Below are 21,671 nucleotides of genomic sequence, written 5' to 3' on the forward strand. Positions count from 1 at the left end.
GCCGGCGACGGCGCAGGTGCTGAGAGACTACGGGTATGAGGACCGGGTGATGGATGTGCCCGACCAGCCGGAGAAGTTCCTGTTCCTGCCCCGCAACCATCCCTTGGCGAGGGCCGGTGCTCGGCGTGCGGCGGGCTTGGGGCCGGCGGAGTCTGCCGGTGCTGTAGCGCCACCCGCGGCGGGAGACGGCGATGCCTTCGGCGCCGGCGTCCAGGCCGCTGCCGGTGCTGTAGCGCCACCCGCGGCGGGAGACGGCGATGCCTTCGGCGCCGGCGTCCAGGCCGCTGCCGGTGCTGTAGCGCCACCCGCGGCGGGAGACGGCGATGCCCTCGGGGCCGGCGTCCAGGCCCACCCGTCGATGGCGGTTCTGGCTCCGGGTTTCCGTCCGCCCGGGGATCACACCCCGGGAGCCGGCGGCTACGGCGGCTACGGTCACCCGCAGGGACCGCCCCCGGGGAACACCCCTGCCTACGCGGACAGCGGGCCACCGAACCTTCCGTCGTTTCGCGCCTTTGTGGACTATTCGCTAGAGGAGTCTGCGTACCGCACACGGGTAGCCGACGATAACCGCGGCTACGGCGGCCACGGCGACCCGCAGGGACCGCCCCCGGGGAACACCCCTGCCTACGCGGACAGCGGGCCACCGAACCTCCCGTCGTTTCGCGCCTTTGTGGACTATTCGCTAGAGGAGTCTGCGTACCGCACACGGGTAGCCGACGATAACCGCGGCTACGGCGGCCACGGTCACCCGCAGGGACCGCCCGCGGGGAACATCCCTGGCTACGGGGGCAGCGAACCGCAGACCCTCCCGCCGATGCGCGAGGCTCCGGCTGCACATTTCCCGCCGCCCCGCCCCCCGGGAGCCGGCGACCGCGGCGTTGCCCCTGCGGCTTCCGGCGGCCACAGCGCACCCCCTCAGCCGCCCACGACTACCCGTCTGCCGCGTCGTAGCCGCTGAGCGCGCTGATGCGCACACCGCACAGCACCCGGCAGGCCGGCGGTGCACCGTGCATGTCCGGGAACCTTGAGGCGCCTTACTCGCAGGCGCCCTTCCACCAAGGGACGTGTAACGCTCGGCGGGCGCGCCCGCACTGAACGTCTGATGGCGGGCGCCGGAGTCCTCAGGTCGCGCATCGCCTTCGCCCTCGTCCTCTTCGGGCGGAGGCAATGCGACTACCGGAGACAGCCATGACCCTGCTCAGAAGACTCTTGTCCGGCATCGTCGCCGGACTGACCGCGGGCGTGGTCGTGGCGGTCGTGACGGATCCGTCGTGGATCCCATGGGCCGCGCACACGGTGGTGCTGGGAGCCGTGCTGGGGCTCCTCTTCGGCGACCACAGACAGAGCAACGGCTCGGCCTTCTCCGTCGGTCTGCTCGTCGGCCTGCTCGACTGGGTGACGTGGGCACTCACCCTCGCTCCCGCCCTGGAGGGGGCGGAGCCGTCCTGGACGATCGAGGTGGCCGTGTCGCGCTTCGACGAGCTCGTCGGCGCCGCCCTGTTCGGGGCGCTCGCCGGGCTCACCCTCCACGCCCTCTCCCGCTGGCGCCCGCCCCGGCCGGAGCCCCCGCGGGCCAAGCCCCATGTGGTGATCGTGGGTGGTGGTTTCGGCGGCGTGGGGGCCGCGCGTGAACTGGACCGGCGGATCGGCCGCGGGCTCGACGCCCACGTGACGCTGATCAGCGACTCGAACTTCCTGCTGTTCACCCCGCTGCTGGTCGGCGTCGCCTCCAGCACGGTGGAGGCCCGGCACGTGAGCGCCCCGGTGCGTGCCGGGCTCAACCATGCCTCCTTCCTGCACGGGCGGGTGGCCTCGATCGACACGCAGACCCGCAACGCCTACGTCCACGCCGGTCAGGAGGGGATGCTCCGCGTGCCGTACGACCAACTGGTCCTGGCAGTCGGTGCGGTACCTCACTTCTTCGACCTGCCGGGAGTGGGCGAGCACGCCTTTCCGATGAAGTCCGTCGAGGACGCCACCAGGCTGCGCAACCACGTGCTGGGCGCGCTGGAGCAGGCCGATCTCGAACCGGACCCCGCCGAGCAGGCCAGGCTGCTGACGTTCGTGGTGGCAGGCGGCGGATTCGCCGGGACGGAGCTGGTGGCCGAGCTGTTCGACCTCGTGCACGACGTACTCCACTACTATCCGCGGCTGCACGGGCTGCAGCCCAGATTCGTGATCGTGCACGCGGGGGAGCGGCTGCTGCCGGAGCTGTCGCCGACGCTCGGCGGTTACGCGCAGCGCAAACTCGGCGGACGCGGCATCGAGTTCCGCCTCGGCGCGCGCGTGAGCAAGGCCACCGCCGAGGACATCACGCTGGACTCCGGCGAGGCCATCCCGACCCGCACCCTGGCCTGGACGGCCGGCAACCGGCCGAACCCGCTGGTGCAGCAGATCATGCCGAAGCCGGCCGCCGTGGAACCCACCATGCAGGTCCCCGACGTGCCCGGCCTGTGGGCGCTGGGCGACTGCGCGAAGATCCCCGACCCGGAGGGCGGGGTCTACCCGCCGACCGCGCAGCACGCGATCCGCGAAGGCAAGGCGGTGGCCGGGAACATCGCCGCGGTTCTCGGCGGACGCCGTCCCGCTCCGTTCCGCTTCGGCGGGCTCGGCGTGCTGGTCTCGCTGGGGCACCGCACGGCGGCCGGAGAGATCGGCGGCCGGCGGGTCTCCGGCTTCCTCGCCTGGATCCTGTGGCGCTCGGTCTATCTGAGCAAGCTGCCGGGTGCGGAGAAGCGGCTGCGCGTACTCGCCGACTGGACCCTCGACCTGGTCTTTCCCAGGGACATCGCCCTCACGGCCAAGGATGACCGTCATGCGTAACGCCGCGTTCGGGGCCCTCGCCGGCCTCGCCGGAGGGCTGGTCTTCGGTGCGGTGATGGCGGAGATCGGGTTCCTGCCCACCGTCGCGGCGATCGTCAGGACCGACTCGTCCGCCGTGGGCTTCGCCGTCCACCTGCTGATCGCGGCGATCGTCGGGAGCGTCTTCGGCAAGCTGGTGGCGCACCAGCGCGAACTGCTGTTCTGGGGGCTCTCGTACGGCGTGCTGTGGTGGTTCCTCGGGCCGCTGACGCTGCTGCCGGTCCTGCTGGGCGAGCCCGTGGCCTGGGACGTGGCGACGGCGCGGGACCTGATCCCCAGCCTCTTCGGCCACCTGGCCTACGGGGCGTCCACGGCCGCGGGCCTCGCCCTGCTCTCGCGCAAAGAGCACCGGTTCAGGCTCAGGCCCGGTCTGCTGGCGCGCGCGTCGGCCGCCTGGCTGCTCGTCGCCCCGGTGCTCGGCCTCGGCTGGCGCGGGCTGCTCGTCGGTGCGCTGGCCGGCGCCTCGTACGCGCTGATCTTCGGCGATGTCCGCGAGGGCAGCGGCCCCGCCCTGATCCGCGGCGCCGCCTTCGGGTTCGTGTGGTGGGTGCTCGCGGCGGTGACGGTCGCGCCGCTGCTGGACGGCGACGGGCTGCGGTGGTCGGCGGCTGCGGTGCGTTCCGCCGTGGCGGATCTGCCCGGTTACGTCCTGCTCGGAGCCGGTGCGGCCCTGCTGACGTGCTGGCTGGGCGGTCTGTCGCGCGCGGTGTTCTCCGATGACGTGCGCCATGCTCTGGAGGGCCGCCTGGCGGCCGGCGGCCGGGTGATCTCGATCTGGCACGGCGTCGTCGCCGGGCTGGCGGGAGGCGCGGCGTTCACCGGCGTCATGGTCGCCGTGGGATTCCTGCCGACCGTCGCGTCCCTGGTCGGCTCCGGCTCCGCGGTCGTGGGCCTCGTCGTCCACCTGCTGATCTCCCAGATCGTCGGGGTCACCTACGCGGTCTTCTTCCGCCGTCGCAGCTTCGATCCGGCCTCGGCGATCGGCTGGGGTGTGTCCTACGGGTTCCTCTGGTGGATCCTGGGCAACCTGACGCTGCTTCCTCTGCTGCTGGGTGCCGCGCCCCGGTGGAGCGCCTCCGCGCTGGCCGAGTCCTTCCCCTCCCTCGTCGGCCACCTCGCCTACGGCGCCGTGCTCGGCCTGGTGTACCAGCGGCTGGAGGAGCGGGTCAGCCCCTGGCACCTGACCCGCAGCGACGCGGCCGCGGCCAGGGCGACCGCGCGTCACGCCCAGACCCTGAGCGCTGCCCCCGCTCTGTGGAGCCTGATCACCTGCGTGGCTCTGCTCATGCCCATTCTGGTCTCGTAGTACTCCAGCAGTGGTTTCTGTCTTGACCTGCGGTGATGCGGGGTGGTGGGGAGGGCAGCGGGATTGCAGTCGCCGACCACCTCGCCGGTGGCGATGTTCGGTGCGGCGAACAGGTTCGTGGTGCCGTGCCGCACATAGCGGTGGCACCCCCTCCAGTTCCGCGACGTCCTTGCGGCGGCGGCCCTCGCCCGCCCGCAACACGATGCGGGCCCGCAGCGCCATCCGCCGTCACGTGCCGGACCGCCGCCGACGTCCGCAATTCCGCAGCCTGTCGTGGCCGAGCCGCTTCAACTGCCCTTACACCGGTGCCGCCATCACGCGCTGAGACCGGTAGGGCATGCAGATGCTCGCGCCGAAGCCGGGATTGAACCGGGCACCGCATATTTCCGTTGCAGCTCATGGAACAGTTGCGGCTGACACCGTGAGGTCAGGTCGGCATCCGAAATGAACGAATCTTGAGCCAAGCAGCGCAACGATACGCGCCGCCGTGACGAGAGTAAGTCGGATCGAGGAAGGATGCGACACGGTGATTTCTCCCTATGTGACCGAGGCCGGCGCGCATGAGCAACTGGAGTGGCTCGGCGGTGGGGTCACCGGCTGGTTGGCATAGAGCTTGCCGGCACCTGTTGGTGATGATGAACCAATGAGAGATCTCCCGTAGTGACCTCCCGAACCGGGGTCGGCAGCAGGGCTGCGGTGAAGGTGCCGGCTACCTCTCCCTGTCACGGGCAGATCCGTCCGCTGGTCGCGTCCGTCAGGGGGGCTCGCCGCGGGCAGGCGTGAGTTGCTCCCCGATGCAGGCAGCCTCCTGTGTCGATCGCTATCGGTGGTCCGCCCGTCGGGCTGGCCGCGGTGCCTTTCTGGCGCTCTCCACTGCGGGGCGCTGAGTCCGACAAGGCGATTCTGCGTAGAAGAGTGAGGAGCTATGGCACCCAGAACTTCTGCTGAACAGCGCGAAGCTTGGGCGGACATGGCAGAATTCGTGGCCTTTTCTGCTTATGTTCCGGCGCGCCTGGAAATTTTGTGGTCTGAAGGCCAGGACCCGTCAGGGGGAAGTGATCGCCGACTCTGTGACTACTGGATTCGCTGGAGAGGCGTTGGGCAAGGCCCGGCAGCCCCGCAACATCTCACGGAGGAAGGAAGGAGGGCTCTCGAGGAAGAACGGCGTGATCTCTATCAATATGCTTTGGCCCGTGTTACTGAGCGGGGTGAATCACTGGAGAAAACCGAGAATGAAGAGCGGTTCTTGCTGCATGTCAGGGATGCTGCTAGAGTCCTGGGTTCGCTTGTGAGGGATAATGGAGAATTCGGTGTGGCCCGTCAGTGTCTGCGAGACCAGTACCGCAAAAAGAATCGTCTCCTCGGTCCTCGAAGTAACTCCGCACCCGGAGTAACTCCCGTCGTCACCGACGCTTCTGAACTTGACTGACGTTTTTTCGTGCGCCCAGCAGAACAGGAGGTGACACCGTGACGTAGCGGTGTTCTTGCTGTTCGGAAGCTCGTCGTCGCCTGCCGGTGGAAGTCCGGTCCGGGTAGCTGTCAGGAGGCCCGGTAGCAGACTGGTGGCGTCGGAGGGAAACGTCCGGCGTCGAAGCCCAGCGTCAAAGGCCCTGCCAGGGGGAGCGACGATACGGTCCGTAGCATCACGCGAAGCCTGTGGCGTCGTTACTCAGCCACTCTTTCGGGTGGAACGAGGGAGTGCCGAGCCTCTCGAAATCGGGGCGAAGGCCATGGAAGCGGTGAAGATCCTGGACGGGCAGCCGTGAAGGACTCCCCGGCGTATGGGGCGCGGAACGTATCGAAGGTGGCGGCGGGAACTGGGGAGGCCCTCCCCGGCCCGATGACCTGCGGAGAGACGTCATCGGAAGCGGCGCGTCCTATAACCGGTGAACCCGGGAAGTGGACGTGGGCCGGGGGGCGTCGGAGGTGGCCGTAGTACCGGTTGCAGCCGAGGAGACAACACAACTCCCGGTGAGGGAAGGGCGGAGTGCCTCGATCCTGGCCACGACCGCAGAGCTCGTCGCCGTCGGCTGGCGTCGAGGTGTTGAAGAACGGTCCAGCAGACCGAGTTCACCGTGCCGACGGGACCGGTTGACCCATTTCGACGCGCACGCACGGGAGACGCCCATCTCGGCCACCACGTGGGCGATTGGGGGGTCTTCAAAGTTGAGCGGTGCGGAGGTGCCCGCGGGCTCGGCGGGTAGTGACGCAGCGTGTCCGTAGCCGCTGACTGTCCGCGTTGCGGAATCCGAACGCGTTGCGCGCGACGAGCTTGATCACGCGGTTGATGCCCTCGCTCTTGGCGTTGCTGTGCCCGGGTGTGGATGAACGCCTCAATCTCGGGCCACCAGCGGTCGACTGTGGTCGCGAGCTGCCGCACCTCGGGGATGTCGGAGTCCGCGCACCAGGTGAGGAACTTCCAGCGGGCATGGCCGACTTGATGGCGATCGGAGCCGGTGCGGGCCAGGGCCAGGAGGTTGCGCAGGTTCTCTTTGGCGATCCAGGCCGTGAGCAGCCGTTGGCCGGTCTTCCCCTCGCCGAGCAGCGTGTTCCACATGGTGGCGAATTGCTCGTCGGTGAGGTCCTCGCGGTTGCGCAGCAGGCGCCGCCGGGCCTTCCACTCCGGATCACTGGCGCGTCCGCGCCGGCCTCGGGACCCGGCGGTGGTACGGCGCCGGACCATGGTTGGAAGGTAGGACAAGCTGAGCCTTTGACCCGGGTGGCGAACACCCCGCAGGCCGGGCATGCCCGGGCGGTCTCGTCTGCCGTGACCAGGTGAACCCGGCGTCTGCCATCGGCCAGCCGCTCGACCCGAACGACGGACACACCGTCGAGATCGAGCAGCAACGTCGAATCGTTAAGCAAGCCCGTGGCTCCCGCTTGATCGTTCTGCCTAGAGAACAGAAATGATCACTCAGGGCCACGGGCAGCTTGCGCTCAGGGCCGAGCTGCCCGGCACAAGACCACGGAGCGTGACGCCACGTCAGCGACTCAGGACGGCACACCACTCAAGTTCGAAGACCCCGATTGACCTGCTGTTCCGAAGCCTTCTCAGGCGCCGTCCCCTCGGCGCCCGGCTCACGTTGGTGTCCTGCGTCTGTCAGGATGAGGCGTCCGGCGGTGCGGCGTGACGTACGCGCTGGCGGAGTTACCGGCGTACCGGCGACTGGCCGGGGGCGCGCCGCCGGCGCTCCCGACACCGCCGCGACGTCGGGGCTCGTTGTTCGGTCATGGCATCGGCGGTGTCCAGGGCGTGGACGCCATGGGCCAGGGGCGCGGGCGGGTCGTCGGCGCACGGCGTTCACCCGGTGCCCGCGAAAACGTATCGTTTGCCCGTCCGGTTCGCGTTCCGGCTGTGCTGGCGACGGTTTCGACTGTCACTTCGGGTGCTGAGCACGCTGGCTCGGGCCGCCGGGGCTCTGGGGGTGCTGCCGGGGGGGTGGGGTATAGGAGCTGGCGGAGTAGTCACCCGTGCCCGGGGCATAATACATGGTCGGGTCGCCGCCGGGCGGCTGCGGCTGCGGCTGCGGCTGCCAAGGATTGCCGCCCGTATGCTGAGGAAACGATTCCTGGGTGTACCCGCCGTTGGCATTCCAGTCGCCATGCGAAGCATAGGGCGCCGTAGACGGACCAGCGGGGCCCAGGCCGTACTGACTGCTGGAGTACTGAGGGGCCGTACCGAAAGTGCCAGGGGGGAGGTGCCGCGGGGGGGCTGGCGGGAAGGTGTTCGCGTTGTTTGACCACCCGGCGGGTGTGTCCCCCTGGGTGACGGCGACACCCGACCCCCAGCCAGGCGCCGCAAACGAAGATGAAGGCTGAGTGGGCTGGCTGTACGGGTCGTAGGGCGCCTCCCACCCGCTGTGGCGCTGAGTGGTGGTGCCGTAATCCACCGGGAAATGATCTCGGATGTGTGGGGCGACGGTGTTGTCGGGTTCGACAGAAGAGGGGCCGGCGGGGTTGGAGGAGCCGGCTACCGCCGGCCTTCTACCCCCGCGAGTTTCGTGGACCGCCTTTCGATACAAACGTTCCCTTTCTATGATTGCCTTATTTATTTCTTCTTGAGACCAGCCCGGTACCTCCACCTTCCGATCGCGCAACACTTTTTTAACTGTCGTCGGTGATTCACCGGTGGTGCGTGCATACTGTTCCATGGTAAGACGCTGCTGCTGCCCGACAAACCCACGCTTGAGCTCCACCTTTCCGCCGTACGTAAGGCGCCTCTGGGTGTGAGGTGCCGCCGGCAGCCTTTCTTTTTTCTCCGACAGCGCATCACGCAGGCCGAATTCGTTGTGCTGTATCTCCCTCCGTATTCTATCCCTCAGCGTATTGGCGGGAATGCCACTGTGCCGAGCGTACTCCGCCAAGGGGCGATCGGGGTTGTCGTCAATCCAGTCTCTAAGAGATTTCCCCCTTTCCGCTTTCTCCCTTTCCGCTTTCTCCCTTTCCGAATTCTTCTTTTTCTTTACGCTCTCCGAGTCTACGCCTGCGATTTCCCCCCTTTCTGCTTCCTTTAGCCACTCGTTGAGGGCGGTATGATGCATCGTTTTGCCTTCGAATATTGTATTTTCGCAGAAATCCCTCCGGCTGATATTATCGCTTTCCAGGTATTGGTTTATAAAGTGTGCGACCTTGTTTCGGTCCTTCTTCTTTCCCATGCTTTCTCCCTTGGTGTGGTGTGTGGTTCGGGCTTACAGGTTGTGAGGGACTGCGGCGGAGCCGGTCCTGACGCCCCCTGGGCCTGCTTGCCCGTGCTGGTTCACAACGGAAGAGGTGCCGGAGCAGTTCACTCGGTTTCTCAACGAGTTTGGTCCCATGTGTTGTTGGGGGCGAGGATGGCTTGAGCGACGGACCGGGTTCTGCTCGGGCTGGCGCAGGGCAGCGGCGATGTTGGTGCGTCCGTCCTGGCGGTGTGCGCTGACGGCGAGGCTGCGCATGTTTGCCACGGTGCGGGGCAGGACGGCGGTGCGGACTTTGGAGTCGTCCTCAGGGAAGGTGCGGTCCGTACGTGGTGCAGTTGGTTTTCGATCTTGCGGTGGCCCCGGATCCAGGCAGGGAGCTCGGTGAGAGCTTGCTTCGCGTCGGGTAGTCGATGTGGGCGAAGGTGGCCGTCTTCAGTTTGCGGATCTCCAGGCGGTGGTGGGCCTGGGTGCGCTCGTAGTGGCCGAGCGTGATCTCGCGCCAGGGCAGGCGCCGTGGGCGTGCCGGGGGTGCAGGGCGTCGGCAGTGATCACGGAGCCGGTCAGGTCGATGCCGTCCAGCAGGGGTGCGAGGCCGGGATCTCGTTGCTCTTGTCGGCGACCTGACGCCGGGCGAGGGCGCCCCCGCGGTGCGCCATGGCGGCCAGCAGGGCGATGGCCGCAGACGTCGCGGTGCGTGAGCCGCGCACGGTCTCGCCGTCCACGGCGAGCGCCTGCAGCCTGCCCTCCTCGCTGGCGGGGCCGGCCCGGACGGCAAGGCCTCCGCCGATCGCGGCGTCCAGCACGTCACCGTCCAGTGGGGCGGGGCCGGCGCACTGTTCCTGGAGCGGCGCAACATCCCGTTGAACTGCGCCTCGCTCACCACGGACCCCGACGGGGCGTCAGCCGCTGGGTCGCCTCCGCTGCCGCAGGCGCCCTGGTCGGCCCAGACCCCCCACTGTCCGGTGGTGCCGGGCACCTCGCCCAGCGTCCACCACTTGGCCACCCAGTTGCGGCCCTCGTAGGAGACCAGGTCGTCCCCCCCAGTAGACCGCCGAGCTGTTCCACCCGGCCGCGCAGTCGGCGGCGGCGCTGGCCGGGCCGGCGGATACGCGGGTCTTCGAACTTGAGTGGTGTGCCGTCCTGAGTCGCTGACGTGGCGTCACGCTCCGTGGTCTTGTGCCGGGCAGCTCGGCCCTGAGCGCAAGCTGCCCGTGGCCCTGAGTGATCATTTCTGTTCTCTAGGCAGAACGATCAAGCGGGAGCCACGGGCTTGCTTAACGATTCGACGTTGCTGCTCGATCTCGACGGTGTGTCCGTCGTTCGGGTCGAGCGGCTGGCCGATGGCAGACGCCGGGTTCACCTGGTCACGGCAGACGAGACCGCCCGGGCATGCCCGGCCTGCGGGGTGTTCGCCACCCGGGTCAAAGGCTCAGCGACGACCCGGCCGCGCGATCTTCCGTACGGCGAGACGGGGCTGGAGTTCCGCTGGCACAAGCGTCGCTGGTTCTGCGGGGAGCGCGCCTGCCCGCCCCGCTCGTTCACCGAGCAGATCCCGCAGATACCGGCCCGCGCCCGGATCACCACCCGGCTGCGGGCCTGGGCCGGACACCGGGTGAGGGACGCCGGCTCCACCGTCGTCCAGGCCGCTCGCGACCTGCACCTGTCCTGGCCGACCGTCATGGACGCCTTCCGCACCGCCGCCCGCGAGGTCATCGACGCACCCCTGCCCGAGGTCGAGGTGCTGGGCATCGACGAGACCCGGCGAGGGCGGCCACGCTGGGAACAGGACCCCGTCACCGGAAAGTGGCACCTGGTCCGCGACCGGTGGCACACCGGGTTCGCCGACGCACTCGGCACCGGCGGCCTGCTCGGGCAGATCGAGGGCCGGACCGTCGCGGACGTGCTCGTCTGGCTGGCTGCCACCCCGCTGACGTGGCGCAAGAACATCACGTACGTGGCCATCGACATGTCCGCCGCCTACCGTGCGGCCGTCCGCGTCGCCCTGCCGCGGGCCGCCGTCGTGGTCGACCACTTCCACGTCGTCCAACTCGCCAACAAGATGCTCTCCATGGTCCGGCGCCGTACCACCGCCGGGTCCCGAGGCCGGCGCGGACGCGCCAGTGATCCGGAGTGGAAGGCCCGGCGGCGCCTGCTGCGCAACCGCGAGGACCTCACCGACGAGCAATTCGCCACCATGTGGAACACGCTGCTCGGCGAGGGGAAGATCGGCCAACGGCTGCTCACGGCCTGGATCGCCAAAGAGAACCTGCGCAACCTCCTGGCCCTGGCCCGCACCGGCTCCGATCGCCATCAAGTCGGCCATGCCCGCTGGAAGTTCCTCACCTGGTGCGCGGACTCCGACATCCCCGAGGTGCGGCAGCTCGCGACCACAGTCGACCGCTGGTGGCCCGAGATTGAGGCGTTCATCCACACCCGGGCACAGCAACGCCAAGAGCGAGGGCATCAACCGCGTGATCAAGCTCGTCGCGCGCAACGCGTTCGGATTCCGCAACGCGGACAGTCAGCGGCTACGGACACGCTGCGTCACTACCCGCCGAGCCCGCGGGCACCTCCGCACCGCTCAACTTTGAAGACCCCGATTGGGCGGTGCTGGCAACGCTGCCCGAGTCGCAGCCGCCCCTCGGGAGACAGTGGGGCATTGCGGTGAAGCACAGGCATTCCCTAACGCCAAGGATCGAGGGCGAGCTTGCCGCGGGTCTGGCCCGCTTCGAGTTCCTGCAGCACCCTCGCCCCCTCAGCCAGAGGGTGCACCTGGGGCGTGCCCGGCGCGTACACGCCGTGGGCGATGAGGGCCTCGATCTCGACGAGCAACGACTGGTAGAGGTACGGGGCCGCGACCGCCAGTGCACCGATGTGCAGACCCTTGACTTGGACCTGGTGGGTGAAGACCAGGTCGTGGCTGGTCAGGGTGGCGTCGCCGGAGGCGGCGCCGAATACGACGATGCGTCCGGTGAAGGGTTTGGTGACGGACAGGCTGGTCTTGAACGTGGCCTGTCCCACTGATTCCAGGACCAGATCGACACCGCCGGTCAGGCGGGTGATCTCCTCGGCCAGATCGGGGCGTCGGCTGTCCAGGACCTCGTCGGCGCCCAGCGCTTTGGCGGTGTCGTGCTTCTCCGGTGAGGCCGTGGCGATCACGCGTGCGCCGTAGTGGCGGGCGAGGCGGACGGCGGCCTGCCCGACGCCTCCGGCCGCGGCATGTATGAGGACTACCTCACCAGTCTTGATGTCGCCCAGCGGCTTCAGTGCCGCCAAGGCGGTGGCCCAGTTCAGCACCAGGCCGAGGGCTTCGGCGTCGCTCCAGCCGGACGGCACAGGAAGCACACCCGCGGCCGGCATCGTCATGTACTGCGCGAAGGCGCCCGGGCCGACTCCGACGACGTGCGTGCCAAGCTGCAGCGGGCTGTCGACCTCCGGGCCGACACCCACGAGCTCGCCAGCGGCCTCAAAGCCCGCCACATAGGGTGCCCGCGGGCCTCCTCCGTAGGTTCCATGGGTCTGCATGACGTCTGCGAAGTTGACCCCGGCGGCACCGACGCGGATCAGGTACTCGCCTGGCCCCGGGGTAGGGCGTCGAAGACCGGTCGTGAGAGTCAGATCCTTCGGTCCCCGGTGCGACCGCTGGACCAGGGCTCGTACCGTCTGCTCAGCGGTTTGCTGCTGCTCGTTGATTTCCATGCACCGAACGTAGGAATCTGACACTTGCGTCAAGGTCAAGCGGCGGTCAGAGATCAGTACGGCGGGCCTCTCGCAGGTAGACGTCGAGTGCCGCCTGCCGATCGCTGAGAACCGCGATACGAGCAGCGAGCCGATCGCGATAGCTCTGCACCTCGTGCAGGAACTCCGCGCACACCACGTCGGTGCCGGCATCAGATCCATCGGTGAGGCTGGGCAGGACTTCCCTGATCAACCGCACGGGCAGCCCGGACTCCAGCAGCGAGCGGATGACGAGCACCCGATCGATGGTCGACTGACAGTAGTCGCGGAATCCATTGCTGAAACGGCCAGGGACGATCAGGCCCTCGTCCTCGTAGTGCCGCAACGATCGCGCGCTCACACCGCTGGCTCTGGAAGCTTCGCTGATCTTCATACCTGCAGCCAACGTCCAGGAGCACCGCGGTCTTCCAGCACTCGCTGCGACGAGTTGAAAACCTGCTCAGGCGGTCAACAACCTCGTGTCCCGCAACAGACGTCTACGGCCACCTCGTCCCCGCCTCCTGGGACCGCCGCCGAACGATGCAGGGTGGACCCTCGCCGGGCCCGTGTATCCAGCATGAACACGGCCTTGAGACGGTGAACTTGCGTATCCAACTGCCGCCAGTTCTAGGAATTGTCGACTCCTTCTGTGACTGCGTGCGGACTCGTCCCGCGGGGCGGTGATCACGTGGCGAGGCCGAGGGCGTCACCGCAGTGGACATCAACGACCAGCGTCCGCAGCTCGCTGGCGGGCCTCGATCGCCGTCCGGCCGAGCCTGACGGTGAGTTCGCCCCGCCGGGCCGGCGCGAGCGGGGCGGTGCGCAGCACCTCCTCCAGCAGCCGGGCGGCCTCGGTGTCGTCGGCGGTCAGCCTGGCCGGGGCAGGTGAGCCGGCCGCCGCCGAGGCGCTGCGCACCGCGGTCGACGGCTACCGCGAACTCGGCGCCGCCTGGGATCTGGACCGGGGTAGCCGCACTTCTCGCCGTCCACGGTCCACGGCCGCTCCCCACACCGGCCATGCCCGACAGGGGCGCCCTGGCAAGATCTTGTTATGCGCTCCGGGTGCCACTTCGGCCGACGTCTCACAGCCTCCTTGCGGCAGAACCCGTGCCGCGCGACCCGCTGACACCACCCCGCCCCTCGATTACCGTTAACCGTGGAACTCGCCTTCTTGCCGGGAGAGTCGATGAGCAGTGTGACTGACTGCAGCGAGCCTGAGCGACGAGTGAACGGGGCGACCGCCAGAGGCCGGAGTCGAGCGGCGAAGGCGGGTTCGACAGGACGTACGAACGCGGGGCTTACGAAACCACCCTCCACACGATCACCGACGCTGCTCAGAACCGGCTCCTCCGTTTCGTCCCGAAGCCCGGGCTGGCCGAGGTTTAGCGGAATCCGCTGCTTCTTTTTCCGGGCGCGACGGACCCCGCCCGAATCGACTTCGGCATAAAGCGTACGAAGTTCGCGGGGGATGCGCCCGCCGGTGCCCGGACTGGACGGTCCGCGGTGAACCGGGCGCCCCGGACGGATAGGCCGGACCACCGGACAGTGGTGGTCAGCGGGGGTAGGGTGTCGGCTTCCGGACTTTGATGTCAGGTACGCAACAAAGCACCCGCTGACGGAATCACGGTATGCAGTTGCCGTCGTCGGCGTGGATCGCCGAGCCGACAGGAATGGAGCCCTTTCTTATGCGCGCGAGGACGCTCTCAGCCACCTCACAGCCGTCGGGACTGAATGACGAGCAGATCGAGCAGTTCGCCCGGTCCGGTTTTCTCGTGCTGCCGGGGTTCCTCCCCGCCGACCTGGTAACCCGGCTGAAGTCGGAAGCGGACCGCTGGATCGACACCGGTCTGCGCGCCCTGTCCATTGCGTCTGCGGTGGATCCGGACGCAAACGGAGTGCCGAAAGTCATGGAATTCGACCAGCCCGCGCACGGGGAACTCCTCACCCACCGTCCGCTGCTGCGGGCGATCGGGCAGTTACTCGGACCGCGATTCGTCTTCCACCACATGCACAGTGACCGGCACGCGCCCGACCTCCCCGGCAAGCCGTGGCACCACGACTACGAACTGGTGCCCCAGTCGTCCCGTACCCACGACATGGTCCACGCGCTGCACTACCTCGACGGCATCGATCCGAGGATGGCCGGCCTCGTCGTACTCCCCGGGTCGCACCGGGAACCGGCCGAGAAGACCGCGCGCGCCCACCTGGGCACCGATGTGGTCCCCGGTGAGGTGTTCATCGAGGAACTGCCGCCCGGGTCGACGGTGCTGGTGCACTCCGCGCTCTTCCACGCCCGCCGGGCGAAGCCCCGGCGCGCGGGCCGTCCCCGCTACTTCGTCGACGCCTCCTACTGCCAGGTGGGGGCGGTGTGGGCACCCGCGAAGCCGTACTGGCGGGAGACGCTGAGCCGGGCGCGGCAGCTCGGGCTCGCCGGCCAGGACTGGCCGGACCTCTTCGCCGACGAGCACTTCAGCGAGTACGTGAAGCCCGAGTGAGGAGTGGTCACATGCTGTACGCGGGGATCGCATGGCAGGCCGGCGGCTACCGGCTCGCGCTGGCCGGCCCGGACGGCCGGGACGTCCCGGAACCCGCCGACTACGCCTCGAACCGCGTGGACGAACTGGTCACCCGGCTGCGGGGGCTCGGTGACCGGACCACCGTGGTGGTGGAGAGCACCAACGGCACCCTGGACGGCCGGCTGATGGCGGCGGGCCTGGCGGTCCACCGCGCCGACCCGGCGCTGCTTCCGGACCGGCCGCTGTTCGGCTCGGTCGCGGCGGAGGAGCTGGCGCGCGCGGGCCTGCGCGGCGCGCGGGGGCTGGTCAGGCTGGAGCCCCACCGGGGCACCCAGACCGGCCGCGAGGACGAACTGGCCGCGTGGATCGCGGAGTCGGCCCCGGCCGACCGGGAGCTCGCCGGGGCTGGCCGCCTCTTCAGCCACGCCGGCCGCGACCGCCGCCGGGTCGCGCTGACCTTCGACGACGGCCCCCAGCCGCCATACACCGGGCAGGTCCTCGACATCCTCGAACGCTACGGCGTCCCCGCCACGTTCTTCTGCTGCGGGATCCACGTGGGCGGCCGTGCCGACATACTGGCGCGCATGCGCGAGCAGGGCCACGCCATCGGCAACCACACCTGGTCGCACCCGTTCCTGCCCGAGCTGTCGCGCCCGCAGGCGGCCGAGCAGATCGACCGCACCGCCGAGGCGATAGCCGAAGCGGGCGGGGGCGACCCGCCACGGCTGTTCCGGCCGCCGTACGGGGCGCGGACCCCGGCGGTCCTGGCCTCGCTCGCCGAGTCCGACGTCGTCTCGGTGCTGTGGGACGTCGCGCCCGACGACTGGGCCCTGCGCGAGTCCGGTGACATCGCCCGCGACGTCCTGTCCGCCGCCCGGCCCGGCTCCGTCGTCCTGCTGCACGACGGCGGCGGCGACCGCGCACCCACCGTGGCGTCGCTCCCGCCGATCATCGAGGGCCTGACCGAGCGCGGGTACGAGTTCGTCCGCGTGGACGACATGCTCGACCGCGACGGCTCCGGGCTGGTGAGCGCGCCTTGAGGAACTGGGCAGGCAACGTCGACCTCGGGGCGGAACCGCCGGCACGGCCCCGGTCCACGGACGAACTCCGCCGGATCGTCGCGGACAGCGCGCGGGTCCGCGCCGTCGGCTCCCGCCACTCGTTCAGCGGCGTCCTCTCCCCGGAGGGCACCGCCGTCGTCCTCGACGGGCTGCCGCCCGTGGTCGAGATCGACACGGCGGCGCGCACCGCGACCGTCAGCGCCGGTCTCCGCTACGCCGACGTGGCGGCGCACCTGCACCGCGCGGGCCACGCGCTGGCGAACCTGCCGTCGCTCCCTGACCTGACCGCGGCCGGGGCCTGCGCGACCGGCACCCACGGATCCGGCGACGGCCGGCGCGGGCTGGCGGCGGCGGTCAGCGGGCTGCACCTGGTCGACGCACAGGGCGAGTCGGTCGAGCTGCGCCGCGAGGCCGACCGCGACGTCTTCGCCGGGGCGGTGGTCTCCCTCGGGGCGCTCGGCATCGTCACCCGGATGACCCTGGAGATCGAGCCGTCCTTCGAGGTCGCCCAGTCGCTGCGCACGGCGGTGCCCGTCGCGGAGGTACAGGACCGGTTCGACGACGTGTTCGCCGCCGCCTACAGCGTCAGTATGTTCACCATGTGGGCGGACGACGCGGTCGTCTGGCTCAAGCGGCGCACCGACCGGCCCGCGCCCGAGCCGGACTTCGGCGTGCCGGCCCCGGGCCCGCTGCACCCGGTGCCCGGCGCCGACCCGGCGGCGTGCACGCCCCAACTGGGCGAGCCCGGCCCGTGGCACGAGCGGCTGCCGCACTTCCGCGCGGGCGCCACCGCGCCCGCCGGCGATGAGCTCCAGTCCGAGTACTTCCTGCCGCGCGCCGCCGCACCGGCCGCGTTCGCCGCGCTCCGCGGGCTCGGCGGGCTGCTCGGGCCGGTCCTCCAGGTCGGTGAGGTCCGGACCGTGCACCAGGACGACCTGTGGCTGAGCCCCGCCTACGAACGGGACTCGGTGACATTCCACTTCACCTGGATCCGGGACACCGCCCGGGTGCTGCCGGTGATCGCCGCCGTGGAGGAGCGGCTGGCGCCCCTCGGCGCGCGGCCGCACTGGGCGAAGCTGACGGTGATGACGGGCCCCGGGATCCGGTCGTGCTACCGCCGTGCGGCCGACTTCCAGGAGCTGCGGGCGAAGTTCGACCCGGGCGGCAAGTTCTCCAACGCCCTCCTCGACGACGTGTTCCCCGCGGGTGCCCGGTGACCGGATCCGCTCCGGTGCGGCCCGCCCCTACCCATCGACCCACCAGACCGGGAGTGCTCGCATGAGAACACGACTTCTGCCCAGGGCCGACCGGAAGCTCTCCGTTGTCGGCCTCGGCACCTGGCAGTTCGGCGACGGCTGGAGCCACGTCGGCGAACGCGACGTCCGCGGCATCCTCGACGCGGCCGTCGCCTCCGGCGTCGACTTCATCGACACCGCCGACGTCTACGGCGACGGCCGAAGCGAACGGCTGATCGGGCGGTTCCTGAAGGACTTCCGCACCTCGCCGGGCGAACGCCCCACGGTGGCGACCAAGTTCGGGCGCCGCGGCCCGCAGGAGCCGGGCTCCTTCACCCTCGACAACTTCCGGGAGTGGTCCGACCGGTCGCGGGCGAACCTCGGGATGGACACGCTCGACCTGGTGCAGCTGCACACCCCGCCCGACGCCGTGTTCGCGTCCGACGCGGTCTTCGACGCCCTCGACGCGCTGGTCGAGGAGGGCCGGATGAAGGCGTACGGCGTGAGCGTCGAGACCTGCGCCCAGGCCATGACCGCACTCGCCCGGCCGGGCGTCGCGTCCGTGCAGATCATCCTGAACGTGTTCCGGCGCAAGCCGCTGGAGGAGGTCCTGCCCGCCGCGAAGGCCGCGGGCGTGGGCATCATCGCCCGGGTGCCGCTGGCGTCCGGGCTGCTGTCCGCGAAGTTCAGGCCGGAGACGGTCTTCGCCGAGGACGACCACCGCACGTACAACCGGCACGGCGAGCAGTTCGACGTCGGCGAGACCTTCTCCGGCGTCGACTACGAGACCGGCCTCGCAGCCGCGGCCGAGTTCGCCGCCCTGGTGCCCGAGGGCATGACGGCCGCGCAGCTCGCCCTGCGCTGGGTCGTCCAGCAGGACGGCGTCACCACGGTGATCCCGGGCGCCACCTCGGTCGGGCAGGCGCGCGACAACGCGGCCGTCGGGTCGATGGCCCCGCTGCCCGCGACGACGGCCGAGCGGCTGCGCGAGCTGTACGACCGCAGGATCCGCGGCCTGGTGCACCACCGCTGGTGACCGCAAGCCCCGCCCGCCCCGCAAGCCCGCAAGCCCGCAAACCCGTAAACCCGTAAACCCGTAAACCCGTAAACCCGTAAGCCCCAGGAGTCCCAGGAGCCGCAGGATGAAGATCGCCGGAGAGACCGTCCTGCTCACCGGCGCGACCGGGGGCGTCGGCCGGGTGCTCGCCGAGCGCCTGGCTGCGGCACGCGCCGACCTGATCGTCACCGGGCGGGACACCGATGCGCTACGGGACCTCGCGGACCGGCTCGGCGCCCGGCCGGTCCCCGCCGACCTGGCCGACCCGGACGACGTGGCCCGGCTCGCGGAGCGCTGCGCCGGCACCGGGATCCTGGTGGCGAACGCGGCGCTGCCGGCCAGCGGCGACCTGCTGGAGTACACCCCCGGGCAGATCGACCGGGCCCTGGCGGTCAACCTGGGCTCGGCGGTCCTGCTGGCCCGGCTGCTCGCCCCGCGGATGGCCGAGGCGGGCCGGGGGCACCTCGCGTTCGTCGGGTCCATGTCGGGGAAGGCCGCCATCCCGTACTCGTCGCTGTACACCGCCGCCAAGTTCGGGCTGCGCGGCTTCTCCCACGCCCTGCGGCTGGACCTGCGCGAGGCGGGCGTCGGGGTCTCCCTGGTGCAGCCCGGCCTCGTCCGGGAAGCGGGCATGTTCGCCAGGACCGGGGCGCCCGTGCCGCGGGGCACGCGCACGGTCACTCCGGACCAGGTGGCGGCCGCGGTGCTCCGGGCCGTCGAACACAACCGGGCGGAGGTGAACATCGCGCCGGCCAGACTCCGGCTGCTCTGCGCTCTGGCGGTGCAGTTCCCCTCCGCGGCTGCCTGGATCCAGCGCCGGGGCCCCGCCGACGACGCGGGCCGGCTCATCGTCGAGGCGCAGCGCGGCTCGCGGTGAACTCGCGGTGAAGCAGCCCCTCCGGAACGGGTCCTACCGGTCGGCTGCCGCCGCGCCCGCGCTGCTGGCGGCGGCGTACTCGGAGAAGATCTCACCGAGCACGCGCCGGGAGTCGGCGGCCTCCGCCTCGTCGCCGTCGGCGCACGCTGAGGCGTAGGTGGAGAGCGTCTTCCAGAGCGCCCAGCCCCGCCCCCGCGCCCAGTCCGCCGCGCCCACCGACAGCCGCTCCCGGAACACCTGCCGGCCCTCGGCGGTCAGCAGGGTCCACGCGATGGCCAGATCGCAGGACGGATCGCCCACGCCGCAGGTGCCGAAGTCGATGACCGCCGCCAACCGCCCGTCGGCGAGGAGGAGGTTGCCCTCGGCGATGTCGCCGTGGAACCAGCTCTCCGTACCGTCCCAGCGCGCGTCGAGGGCGCACGTCCAGATCTCGTGCGCCAGGCCGGTGTCGATGCGGCCCTCCAGGTCGGCGAGCGCGCCGCGGGCCAGCCCGTCGTACGTCCGCAGCGTGCCGCCGCGGTACCAGTTGTGGACTCCCGGCCGGGGCCCGTCGGCGGGGTCGACGTCCCGCAGGGCGGCCAGGAACCCGGCCACGTCGCCCGCGAACCGGACGGGGTCGGCGATACGGTCCACGCGGGCCGGCTCGCCGTCGAGCCAGCGGTAGACCGACCACGCGTACGGGTAGCCCGCGCCGGGCCCGCCCTTCGCCAGCGGTACGGGGATCGGCAGCGGGAGCCGGGGAGCGAACTCCGGCAGCCACCGGTGCTCCTTGTCGACCGCCTGCGCGTACTCGGCCGCACTGGGCAGGCGCACCAGCATGTCGGCGCCGAGGTGGAAGGTCCGGTTGTCCCACCCGCCCTTGGCGACGGGGCGGACCGGGAGCCCGGCCCACTGGGGCAGCTGCTGCCCGATGAGGGAACGCACCTGCTCCGTCTCGACGGTGATGCGCTGGGGTACGGGGCCGAGATCCGGTGTCTTGCTCAACACGACTTCCTGTCAGGCGAATAGCGGGATGGGGGGAATCCTGCGGCACGACCGCCGCCGGCCGGGTTCCGCCGCCGGGAACGGGGCGTACACGCGGGTCAGGCGGGGTGGGCGGAGGGCTCGGGCTGCTTCTCCTCCTCCCGGTCCGTACGCGACGCCCAGGCGACCATCGGGCCGGTGACCGCCGCCGCGGCGGCGAACACGCCCGCCAGCACGAGCCAGCCGGGCGGCCCGCCGGTCACCACCAGGAACGAGAGCGCGGCCGGGCCGGCGACCCAGCTCAGCTGCCCGCCGAGGCCGAACACCGCGACGTACTCCCCGCGCCGGCTCTCCGGCGCCAGGCCGTAGCGGATGGCCCAGGTCCCCGCCGACGTCAGGAGTTCGCCGGCGGTCAGCGTGACGATTCCGACGGCCAGAGCGGCGACGGTGGCCAGTCCTTCGGTGGTCCCGGACACGGCGAAGGCGACGCAGCAGACGACCAGGGCGATGCCGGCCCGGGCCCACGCCCGCGCGCCGTTGCCCGGCGTCTCCACGCCGCGGCTCGCCCGGATCTGGAAGAGGACGCACAGGCCCATGTTCGTCAGCATCGTTCCGGCCACGAGCCACGTCGGTCCGTCGGTCTGCGACACGATCCACAGCGGCAGCAGGACCGACAGGACCGGCCCGTGGAGGTTGTAGACGCCGTTCAGCACGGCGAGGGCCACGAACGACCGGTCGCGTATGGCCACCGGCTTGCGGCGGGCCGCCCGTTCGGCCGGGCGGTGCGGGTGGTCGACATGCGGCACCGCCCAGGCGATGAGGCCGGCCTCGATCGCGGTGACGGCGGCGGCGATGAGGACGATCGCCAGGTAGCCGGACCGGGATTCCAGCGAGATGGCCACGCCGGCGATGGCCGCGCCCACGGCCATGCCGATGTTGGACGTGGTCCGCAGGTACGCCCTGCCGCGTGCCCGGCCGCCCTCCGGGAAGAGGTCGCCGAAGTAGCGGCCGGCACCGGCGCTGCCGAGCCCGCTGACCAGCAGTTCGAGGATGACGACGAGCTGGAACTGCCAGTACGTGCCGGCGAAGGGGTAGAGGAGGAAGACCAGGGCGCTCGCCGTTGCGCCGACCAGCCAGACACGGCGGCCGCCGAAGCGGTCGGCCAGCATGCCGAACGGCATCATCGTCGCGGTGCTGATGAGCCAGGCGATCGAGATCCCCAGGCCGACGCGCCCCGGCGAGAGGCCGATGTACTCGGTGAAGAACACCGCGCTGCCGGTCAGGTACAGGCCGGTGGAGACGCCGCTGAACATGGAGCGGAGCAGGATCACGGGGGAGATGCCGGCGGGCAGCTTCATCCGGTTCATCCGGTTCGTCCGGTTCATCCGGCGCCTCCCG

General features: G+C 70.3%; 16 protein-coding genes and 4 pseudogenes. 9 read left to right on the top strand and 11 right to left on the bottom strand.

From position 1 onward, the window contains the following. Window positions 1-1,188: 1,188 nt before the first annotated feature. Window positions 1,189-2,823: an NAD(P)/FAD-dependent oxidoreductase gene (locus tag OG946_RS24840; protein WP_326798222.1), complete on the top strand. Its 1,635-nt coding sequence runs from the start codon at window positions 1,189-1,191 to the stop codon at window positions 2,821-2,823. Beyond that, a complete protein-coding gene (locus OG946_RS24845) occupies window positions 2,816-4,168 on the top strand; it encodes a hypothetical protein (RefSeq protein WP_326798223.1) in 1,353 nt (450 codons plus the stop codon). The genes OG946_RS24840 and OG946_RS24845 overlap by 8 nt, the downstream gene beginning before the upstream one ends. Before the next feature lie 1,982 nt (window positions 4,169-6,150). Here OG946_RS24845 and OG946_RS24850 read toward each other — a convergent pair. The 6 genes and pseudogenes from OG946_RS24850 to OG946_RS24865 form a co-directional block, all read right to left on the bottom strand. Next, window positions 6,151-6,321: pseudogene (locus OG946_RS24850) on the bottom strand (leucine zipper domain-containing protein); the annotation flags it as partial. A gap of 7 nt (window positions 6,322-6,328) precedes the next feature. After that, complete coding sequence (locus OG946_RS36185) at window positions 6,329-6,598, bottom strand: transposase (protein ID WP_442814473.1); 270 nt, start codon at window positions 6,596-6,598, stop codon at window positions 6,329-6,331. Further along, window positions 6,498-6,914 (bottom strand): annotated as a pseudogene (locus OG946_RS36190) (transposase); the annotation flags it as partial. The gene OG946_RS36185 and the pseudogene OG946_RS36190, both read right to left, overlap by 101 nt. A 631-nt stretch (window positions 6,915-7,545) precedes the next feature. Further along, a complete protein-coding gene (locus OG946_RS24855) occupies window positions 7,546-8,823 on the bottom strand; it encodes a hypothetical protein (RefSeq protein ID WP_326798224.1) in 1,278 nt (425 codons plus the stop codon). A gap of 584 nt (window positions 8,824-9,407) precedes the next feature. Continuing rightward, window positions 9,408-9,650, bottom strand: coding sequence for a hypothetical protein (locus OG946_RS24860; protein ID WP_326800482.1), 243 nt, complete (start codon window positions 9,648-9,650; stop codon window positions 9,408-9,410). Between the two features lie 32 nt (window positions 9,651-9,682). Next, window positions 9,683-10,010, bottom strand: a pseudogene (locus OG946_RS24865) (carbohydrate-binding protein); the annotation flags it as partial. 146 nt (window positions 10,011-10,156) lie between these two features. Between OG946_RS24865 and OG946_RS24870 the strand changes: the two are divergent. Both OG946_RS24870 and OG946_RS36195 read left to right on the top strand, forming a co-directional pair. Next, window positions 10,157-11,272 (top strand): annotated as a pseudogene (locus tag OG946_RS24870) (ISL3 family transposase); the annotation flags it as partial. After that, window positions 11,169-11,438 (top strand): transposase, encoded by a 270-nt coding sequence (locus OG946_RS36195; RefSeq protein WP_442814473.1) that lies wholly within the window; start codon window positions 11,169-11,171, stop codon window positions 11,436-11,438. The pseudogene OG946_RS24870 and the gene OG946_RS36195, both read left to right, overlap by 104 nt. Window positions 11,439-11,529: 91 nt before the next feature. On the opposite strand, the gene OG946_RS24875 is transcribed toward OG946_RS36195, so the two are convergent. The 3 genes from OG946_RS24875 to OG946_RS24885 form a co-directional block, all read right to left on the bottom strand. Then, window positions 11,530-12,546 (bottom strand): NADPH:quinone oxidoreductase family protein, encoded by a 1,017-nt coding sequence (locus OG946_RS24875; protein WP_326798226.1) that lies wholly within the window; start codon window positions 12,544-12,546, stop codon window positions 11,530-11,532. Window positions 12,547-12,592: 46 nt separating this feature from the next. Next, the gene (locus OG946_RS24880; protein WP_326798227.1) at window positions 12,593-12,958 is read right to left on the bottom strand and encodes a MerR family transcriptional regulator; all 366 of its coding nucleotides are present in this window, start codon (window positions 12,956-12,958) and stop codon (window positions 12,593-12,595) included. A gap of 327 nt (window positions 12,959-13,285) precedes the next feature. Next, a complete protein-coding gene (locus OG946_RS24885) occupies window positions 13,286-13,480 on the bottom strand; it encodes a hypothetical protein (protein ID WP_326798228.1) in 195 nt (64 codons plus the stop codon). Between the two features lie 769 nt (window positions 13,481-14,249). On the opposite strand from OG946_RS24885, the gene OG946_RS24890 reads away from it, so the two are divergent. From OG946_RS24890 to OG946_RS24910, 5 genes are all read left to right on the top strand, one after another. Further along, window positions 14,250-15,059 carry a phytanoyl-CoA dioxygenase family protein gene (locus tag OG946_RS24890; RefSeq protein ID WP_326798229.1) on the top strand — a complete coding sequence of 270 codons (810 nt, stop codon included), beginning with the start codon at window positions 14,250-14,252 and terminating at the stop codon, window positions 15,057-15,059. 11 nt (window positions 15,060-15,070) lie between these two features. Then, the gene (locus tag OG946_RS24895; protein ID WP_326798230.1) at window positions 15,071-16,120 is read left to right on the top strand and encodes a polysaccharide deacetylase family protein; all 1,050 of its coding nucleotides are present in this window, start codon (window positions 15,071-15,073) and stop codon (window positions 16,118-16,120) included. Further along, window positions 16,117-17,358, top strand: coding sequence for an FAD-binding protein (locus OG946_RS24900; RefSeq protein WP_326798231.1), 1,242 nt, complete (start codon window positions 16,117-16,119; stop codon window positions 17,356-17,358). Before OG946_RS24895 ends, OG946_RS24900 begins: the two co-directional genes overlap by 4 nt. Window positions 17,359-17,419: 61 nt before the next feature. Continuing rightward, on the top strand, window positions 17,420-18,412 hold the full coding sequence (locus tag OG946_RS24905) for an aldo/keto reductase (RefSeq protein WP_326798232.1): 993 nt from the start codon (window positions 17,420-17,422) through the stop codon (window positions 18,410-18,412). Between the two features lie 106 nt (window positions 18,413-18,518). Next, window positions 18,519-19,310 carry an SDR family NAD(P)-dependent oxidoreductase gene (locus OG946_RS24910; RefSeq protein ID WP_326798233.1) on the top strand — a complete coding sequence of 264 codons (792 nt, stop codon included), beginning with the start codon at window positions 18,519-18,521 and terminating at the stop codon, window positions 19,308-19,310. A gap of 33 nt (window positions 19,311-19,343) precedes the next feature. Here the strand turns inward: OG946_RS24910 and OG946_RS24915 are convergent, their stop codons facing one another. Together OG946_RS24915 and OG946_RS24920 are read right to left on the bottom strand one after the other, a co-directional pair. Then, window positions 19,344-20,294, bottom strand: a complete 951-nt coding sequence (locus OG946_RS24915) for an aminoglycoside phosphotransferase family protein (protein ID WP_326798234.1) — start codon at window positions 20,292-20,294, stop codon at window positions 19,344-19,346. Window positions 20,295-20,392: 98 nt separating this feature from the next. Beyond that, window positions 20,393-21,658: an MFS transporter gene (locus OG946_RS24920; RefSeq protein ID WP_326798235.1), complete on the bottom strand. Its 1,266-nt coding sequence runs from the start codon at window positions 21,656-21,658 to the stop codon at window positions 20,393-20,395. Window positions 21,659-21,671 lie beyond the last annotated feature (13 nt).

It is taken from the genome of Streptomyces sp. NBC_01808 (assembly GCF_035917395.1).
Lineage (GTDB): Bacteria > Actinomycetota > Actinomycetes > Streptomycetales > Streptomycetaceae > Streptomyces.

Excerpts from the sequence above, each read along its gene's own strand:
- OG946_RS24875 (WP_326798226.1), bottom strand. The coding sequence starts at position 12,546 with ATGGAAATCAACGAGCAGCAGCAAACCGCTGAGCAGACGGTACGAGCC.
- OG946_RS24855 (WP_326798224.1), bottom strand. The coding sequence starts at position 8,823 with ATGGGAAAGAAGAAGGACCGAAACAAGGTCGCACACTTTATAAACCAA.
- OG946_RS24905 (WP_326798232.1), top strand. The coding sequence starts at position 17,420 with ATGAGAACACGACTTCTGCCCAGGGCCGACCGGAAGCTCTCCGTTGTC.
- OG946_RS24895 (WP_326798230.1), top strand. The coding sequence starts at position 15,071 with ATGCTGTACGCGGGGATCGCATGGCAGGCCGGCGGCTACCGGCTCGCG.
- OG946_RS24890 (WP_326798229.1), top strand. The coding sequence starts at position 14,250 with ATGCGCGCGAGGACGCTCTCAGCCACCTCACAGCCGTCGGGACTGAAT.
- OG946_RS24880 (WP_326798227.1), bottom strand. The coding sequence starts at position 12,958 with ATGAAGATCAGCGAAGCTTCCAGAGCCAGCGGTGTGAGCGCGCGATCG.
- OG946_RS24920 (WP_326798235.1), bottom strand. The coding sequence starts at position 21,658 with ATGAACCGGACGAACCGGATGAACCGGATGAAGCTGCCCGCCGGCATC.
- OG946_RS36185 (WP_442814473.1), bottom strand. The coding sequence starts at position 6,598 with ATGCCCGCTGGAAGTTCCTCACCTGGTGCGCGGACTCCGACATCCCCG.
- OG946_RS24840 (WP_326798222.1), top strand. The coding sequence starts at position 1,189 with ATGACCCTGCTCAGAAGACTCTTGTCCGGCATCGTCGCCGGACTGACC.
- OG946_RS36195 (WP_442814473.1), top strand. The coding sequence starts at position 11,169 with ATGCCCGCTGGAAGTTCCTCACCTGGTGCGCGGACTCCGACATCCCCG.
- OG946_RS24910 (WP_326798233.1), top strand. The coding sequence starts at position 18,519 with ATGAAGATCGCCGGAGAGACCGTCCTGCTCACCGGCGCGACCGGGGGC.
- OG946_RS24845 (WP_326798223.1), top strand. The coding sequence starts at position 2,816 with ATGCGTAACGCCGCGTTCGGGGCCCTCGCCGGCCTCGCCGGAGGGCTG.